The 6,029-nt window shown below is 43.5% G+C and carries 9 protein-coding genes; 7 read left to right on the top strand and 2 right to left on the bottom strand.

Going from position 1 to position 6,029, the window contains the following annotated elements:
* Positions 1 to 90 precede the first annotated feature (90 nt).
* The 5 genes from PX482_RS07025 (at position 91) to PX482_RS07045 (ending at position 3,458) form a co-directional block, all read left to right on the top strand.
* Positions 91 to 765: a hypothetical protein gene (locus PX482_RS07025; protein WP_288122244.1), complete on the top strand. Its 675-nt coding sequence runs from the start codon at positions 91 to 93 to the stop codon at positions 763 to 765.
* A gap of 165 nt (positions 766 to 930) precedes the next feature.
* Entirely contained in the window at positions 931 to 1,506 is a 576-nt protein-coding gene (locus tag PX482_RS07030; RefSeq protein WP_002762683.1) for a Crp/Fnr family transcriptional regulator, read from the top strand.
* 30 nt (positions 1,507 to 1,536) lie between these two features.
* On the top strand, positions 1,537 to 2,175 hold the full coding sequence (locus PX482_RS07035; RefSeq protein WP_002762681.1) for a cadmium resistance transporter: 639 nt from the start codon (positions 1,537 to 1,539) through the stop codon (positions 2,173 to 2,175).
* A gap of 6 nt (positions 2,176 to 2,181) precedes the next feature.
* The gene (locus tag PX482_RS07040; protein ID WP_002762680.1) at positions 2,182 to 2,988 is read left to right on the top strand and encodes a prohibitin family protein; all 807 of its coding nucleotides are present in this window, start codon (positions 2,182 to 2,184) and stop codon (positions 2,986 to 2,988) included.
* Positions 2,989 to 3,059: 71 nt separating this feature from the next.
* Positions 3,060 to 3,458, top strand: coding sequence for a YidH family protein (locus tag PX482_RS07045; protein ID WP_002762678.1), 399 nt, complete (start codon positions 3,060 to 3,062; stop codon positions 3,456 to 3,458).
* Positions 3,459 to 3,535: 77 nt separating this feature from the next.
* On the opposite strand, the gene PX482_RS07050 is transcribed toward PX482_RS07045, so the two are convergent.
* A complete protein-coding gene (locus tag PX482_RS07050; RefSeq protein ID WP_223210634.1) occupies positions 3,536 to 3,775 on the bottom strand; it encodes a hypothetical protein in 240 nt (79 codons plus the stop codon).
* A gap of 138 nt (positions 3,776 to 3,913) precedes the next feature.
* Positions 3,914 to 4,609 carry a TerC family protein gene (locus PX482_RS07055; protein WP_288094201.1) on the bottom strand — a complete coding sequence of 232 codons (696 nt, stop codon included), beginning with the start codon at positions 4,607 to 4,609 and terminating at the stop codon, positions 3,914 to 3,916.
* A gap of 374 nt (positions 4,610 to 4,983) precedes the next feature.
* Between PX482_RS07055 and PX482_RS07060 the strand changes: the two genes are divergently transcribed.
* Entirely contained in the window at positions 4,984 to 5,523 is a 540-nt protein-coding gene (locus PX482_RS07060; protein WP_288094203.1) for a pentapeptide repeat-containing protein, read from the top strand.
* 55 nt (positions 5,524 to 5,578) lie between these two features.
* Entirely contained in the window at positions 5,579 to 5,920 is a 342-nt protein-coding gene (locus PX482_RS07065; RefSeq protein ID WP_147069608.1) for a hypothetical protein, read from the top strand.
* Positions 5,921 to 6,029 lie beyond the last annotated feature (109 nt).

The raw sequence follows: 6,029 nt of genomic DNA on the forward strand, positions 1-6,029 counted from the left end.
AAATTTATTATAAACAAATACAAAACAAAAATTTTATGTGATAATATTTAGATAGAGTAACCACTTTTCTGAACAGGAGAAAATTCAACTATGATCAACCGAAATAAGAGCTTTCAAAGCCTCAAAAATCAAGTTTTCCGGCTGCTGATTTTCCTCTTAACTGTCACTTTGCTCCTAGGGGGAAGGGGAAATGCGATCGCCTTGCCCCTACTCCCCGAACAGTTGGCCGTCATCGACCGTGCAACGGCAACGGGTGGCACTGTGGTGGAACCCGTTAAGAAAAAAAATGAGGTTTCTAGCCCAAAAATTCTGGAAGATGCCCAAATTGCCTATGAAAAAGCCATCCAAGCGGCAAAATCGGCTATCGATGACCTAAAGGCTCAACTAGCCGCTCCTTCTCTCGACAAGAAGATTATCGAAGCTCAACAGGACAACCTAGAGGACTTAGCGGATAATATTGACGATCTAGGGGAAAAAGTGAGTAAATTGACGAAAAAATTGACCAAATCCGGGGCTAAACTCAGTGAAACCCTGCAAAACAACCTTATTACCCTAGAAAATAGCCTCGTTAATACCTCCGAGACGATCGATATCTTAGCCGACGACACCGAACGACTCAAAGACAGTGCTTCCCCTTTCCTGAAAACTCGCGTGGAAAAGACCATCGACGCGGTTAAACAGACTCTACAGGAAAGCGATCGAGCTTGGCAAGAACTGATCTCCTCGGCCACAACGGAACTGGAGAAGACTAGCACCCCGAAATAAATAGGGCTTGCAAGGGCATACAATCGGTCTTTTTTGGGGTAATTATCGTTTTTACCCCAAAATTATCAAATCCGATCCCTAATAGCTGTCTCCCGTCTCCTGTCTCCTGTCTCCTGTCTCGGAGTCTCGACTAGAAAATTAATTTTGCACGACTACTTACCAATCATGACGCTTACCTATCAACCACCAACCCCCCATCGCTGGCACTTTGATAATCGGGCGATTTTGCCCCTCAGAAACCCTAATTTCTGGAAAATCGAGAGTGGAGTCGTGAAAACCTCCACCTGGTTAGAAGATGGAACCCTGATCGTCTTGGGATTGTGGGGACCTGGCAGTTTTGTCGGTAAAACCCTAGAGAGAGTCAATCCCTATCAAGTTGAGTGCATCACTCCTGTACAAGCAGTTTCCTTTTCCACAGTTGAGAGTTATCAAATGGCAGAAATTCTGCTGTCTCATCTTCAGCAAGCACAAGAGCTAAGTATTATTCGTAGCTACAAACGTACTGATATTATGGTTGTGAAATTACTGTCATGGTTAGGCAATCAATTTGGTAAACAAACTGGTACTGGACAATTAATTGATGTGCGTCTAACTCATCAGGATATCGCTGACTTATTAGGAACCACCAGAGTCACAATTACCCGCGCACTTAATAGTCTAGAACAACAGGGGGCCGTGGAACGTCTTCCTGTCCATCGTCTTCTTTTACGAGAGGAGGACATCTGGCACTACGAGATTTAGAATGGGAAGGATTATCTCTTTTTTCAATCTATGAATTGGTTAGTAGCCCTTTTAATTACTAGCGTGACGAGTTTTGTAGCCACAAATCTCGATGATCTGATGGTGCTAATGTTGTTTTTCTCGCGACTTAATGCTAATTTTCGACCTCGACACCTGATTATTGGTCAATACCTCGGTTTTACCCTGATTCTCCTAGCTAGTTCCCTCGGGTTACTATTTGGGTTACTGGTTTCTAAAGAATGGATTGGTCTATTAGGATTTATTCCTTTGATTATCGGCATTAAACAACTTTTGTCAAGGGAAAATGAGGATTACATTCAAGAAGTAAGAGAAGATGTTAATTATTCTAAAAATCGCTCCTTTTTTCCTCGTTTTCCCTCCCAAACCTATTACGTTGCCGCCGTGACCGTTGCTAATGGTGGTGATAATATTGGTATCTATACCTCTCTTTTTGCCAATAATTCCCCGATGCACGTCTTAATTATTATGATAGTTTTTTATCTCATGATGGGGATTTGGTGCCTCCTAGCCTATTTTTTGATTACCCATCCCAGGATAGCTAAAGTGGTTACAAACTACGGACATAAAATTAGTCCTTTTATCTATATTTTTCTAGGGATTTATATATTAGTTGACAGCCGATCCTATCGTTTATTTTTAATGTCTTAACCAAGAATGCCTAAAAATCGTCTTTTAGCTAGACCAAGCAATCTCTTTTTTTTGTTATTAATTTTGGCGATTATTTTTAATCCTTTCGTGATTGTCAATGCTGGAGAAAGAGGGGTTTTAATGGTTTTTGGACAGGTGCAAGATCACATACTTAATGAGGGCATTCACGGGATTATTCCCGTTGTTAACACGGTAAAAAAACTAAGTGTGAGAATCCAAAAACAACAGATAGCGGCCGAAGCTTCCTCCAAAGACCTACAGGAAGTATTTACAGATGTAGCCCTGAATTGGCATATTTTAGCATCAGAAGTTAATACTATTTTTCAACAAATTGGCGATGAAGCGGCTGTCATTGAACGAGTAATCGATCCAGCAGTGGAGGAAATTCTCAAGGCAGTTATGGCTAAATATACCGCCGAAGAATTAATTACTAAACGGGAGGAGGTGAAAGGAGAAGTGGATATTCGTTTGAGCGAAAGACTGAAAAATTATCATATCGGTGTCGATGATATTTCTTTGGTTCATGTCAATTTTTCCGATCGCTTTACCGACGCGGTGGAAGCCAAACAAATTGCCGAACAGGAGGCCAAAAAAGCCGGTTTTATGGTGCTGAAAGCTCTGAAAGAATCGGAAGTGAAAATCAATCTGGCTAAAGGAGAGGCGGCAGCTCATCGCATTCTCCAAGATTCCTTAAGTCCAGAAGTTTTACAGAACAAAGCGATCGAAAGATGGGACGGTAAACTCCCCCTATTTATGGATGATAATCTGCTCAAGTCCCTTGAATTGGTTAAAGATAAGCGAAAAACTAGATGATAAAAACAATTTATTAAAACCATAAGAAAGAATACTTGATTTTATTGAACTTCCCAGCGAGGAACTCCTCTATGTTATTTAAATCCCAAAAGACAAAGCAGAAATTTAACCCTGATTACTGGCGAGATCATTCGGCCAACGAACGCACCTATCTGTCTTGGATGCGCGCTTCCATCGCTTTGATGGGTTTTGGTCTGGTCATTTTGCGTTTACGAACAGTATCTTCGTCATCTCTAGGACTGGGTTGGTTGTTGGGTTTTGTCTTCGCTATGGTGGGATTATTAACCGTTGTCATCGCCACGCGCCGATATTTTCTCATCCGGCGAGCGATCGATAGTAATAGCTACGAACCTGCTCAAGTCTGGATTATTTGCTTTAGTATAGCGATCGCTTGTCTAGGGTCGGGAATTCTCTATTTTGTCGCCACCAGTCCCGATAGCGGTGGAGTAGAAAGCATCGGTTTCGATTAAAACCCCATCCTCGGACGGAGCGGGATGGGGAGAAAATTGCTCGATACAGGCGGTAAAATCCAGATAACTACTTAGAATTACCCATTTTCCGACCTTTCCCAGGAAGGGGCGAAAGGTGGACAAATCAAAGGACAGGCGCGCCAATGACTGTGGACAGCGACTCCCAAGCGTTGACAATAGCCGTTTCCTCTCCCCTGAAACTTATAAAACCGACAATAACGACAGGTGGAGGAACAACTGACAACTTTGGGGAGAGGATTTCCCTTGGTTTCGATCGCTGTTAGTTTTGGGGATAGGGTGGAAATGGTGTCTAGCAAGGAAGTCTCCAAGGCTAACGGGGTTCACTAGCGACTCTTACCGTACCTAGTCCCAAATTATGTCACAGTCGCCCATCCTCCCGGAGTATAACGGTTGACACGCTCCTAAAAAATTGAGAAAATCCCTTGCTGCCAGAACTATTCCACCACAACACGCCTAGAAAAGCCCCAACTTAAGGAGGCCGCCACCATCATTAATACCATCCACTCTGGCGGCAAATAGGTTGGTTGACAAGCTTTTAATAACAATCTTCCCCCTACCGCTAAAACCGTCAGATAGGCCGCATCTTGTAGGTAAACAAACTCAGCTAACCACCTGACAAATAAACCGGTCAAAAATCGTAGGGCTAACATTCCCAAAATACCACCAGTCAGAAGAATCCAGAATCGATCGGCTAGGGCGATCGCTGTTGTCACACTATCGAGGGAAAAAGCCAGATCCGTAAAAGCAATCAGAACAATAACACGGCCAAAAGATTCTATGGCGAGATTAGTGGCAAAATTTTCGTCTTCTATTTCTATATTTAAAAATTTCTGGCAAAAATGCTTACCCGCTAACCAGATCAGATAAATAGCACCCAGTACCTCCACCTGCCAGAATTTAACTGTCCAACTGGCACTGACTAACAGGGCAACTCTTAACACAAATGCCCCGGCCAATCCCCAGTTTAAAGCCTGGCGTTGTTGTCTGGGGTCGGGAAGTTCTCGCACCAAAGCGGCCAGGGCGACGGCATTATCGGCCGATAGAATGGTTTCTAAGACTGCCAGGGTGAGAATAGTGCCGCAAGTGGTTAGAGAGAGATTTTCAGCTATATCGAGAATTTGAGGGGACATATAATTATATTTTTACTCCTATGACGTTGTAGATGCGTCTTGGTATTTCCTGCTAGGATTCTTGACTATTTTTTTGTCGGTATAAATCTAAGGTCAAGTTCTTGAGCTTGCGATCGATGGCGAGATTGCTGAAAACGCTCTCCTTGACTAGGATTTTGGCCGGACACTATCATCTTAGGTACGGGACAAGCATAAAAGCAAATATTCTTAATTGTCGTTTTAATAAATAAAAGTGATGGAACGGCGAGGGGGTTTCCCAGCTTTGCATAAAGGGAATTTATGGATTTGAAAACAAAGAATATTTGTTTTTATTAAAGCCATTGCCTAGAGTGAAAACAGAGACTCAAAAAGATCACTCAAGGAGATCAAAAACGATGAAACCGAAGCTACTGACAGCCTTCTGTCTATTGCTAATCACAGTTTTTTCTTGCTTCCACCCTGCCATCGCTGGGGCCGTTACCCCCACTGGCGGCGCACCGGCAAAAATTACTCTGGTCGAGCCGGCTGCCGCCGATAATCTGCAAAAACTACAGGAAACTAACGCCTGTGTCGGTTGTGACTTTAACGGAATTAGCCTCAAAGATTTAAACCTGTCCTGGGCCAATCTAGAAGGAGCAAACCTCAGCCAAACGGATCTAGAAAGAACAAACCTACAGGGTGCTAACCTGAAAGGGACTAATCTCCAGGGAGCCGACCTCGGCAAAACTCTCCTAGCGGGAGCCGATTTAAGCGGGGCCAATCTCTTAGGTGCAGATTTAGAAAAAGCCAACCTGCAAGGAGCAAACTTAACCAACGCCAATCTGCAAAAAGCTGACTTAGAGAAGGCCAATCTCACTAATGCTCGGTTAGACGGTGCTAACCTGCAAGATGCGGACGGTGAAGGGGCGATCGGTGTCGATCCCAATCTATTCTAAAAAAAGTTTTTATGGCAGAATCAAGTTTTAGCGGTTTTCAAGGAGAGCAATATCTATGGAAATTACTCCTTTTTCTCAGCGATCGCTAGATGGGGAGGGAGCGGAAATGCTGCTAGACTTTAAAAAAGCCCATCAGCAAGATTTAAAGGCAATTGCCGAGATTTTGGCAAGAATTAGTCACCAATCACCAGAAAAGGTAGAAATTCTCTTGGAGACAATGCTAAAACAACTGATAGAGCCAAAAACACCTTTTTACGAGACGGCAACACCGACGGAACGAGCGCAAGCTTTTCGGGATTGGGCAAGTAGTCACGATCGAGGCAGCGCACTTTTATCCGACTATGCCGTAAGTCGCGATAGTATCTTTGACATCCTCACCGCCGTAAACGGACGGTGATTCCCAAACCTCACGATTTAGGTTTCTGCTTCTTTCCCGAAGGATTTTTCGCACCTGCCTTAACAGATTTACTCTGTTCTGGTCTTATGGTCGCTCTACAGACTGACAC

Source organism: Microcystis sp. M53602_WE12 (assembly GCF_030065455.1).
GTDB lineage: Bacteria > Cyanobacteriota > Cyanobacteriia > Cyanobacteriales > Microcystaceae > Microcystis > Microcystis aeruginosa.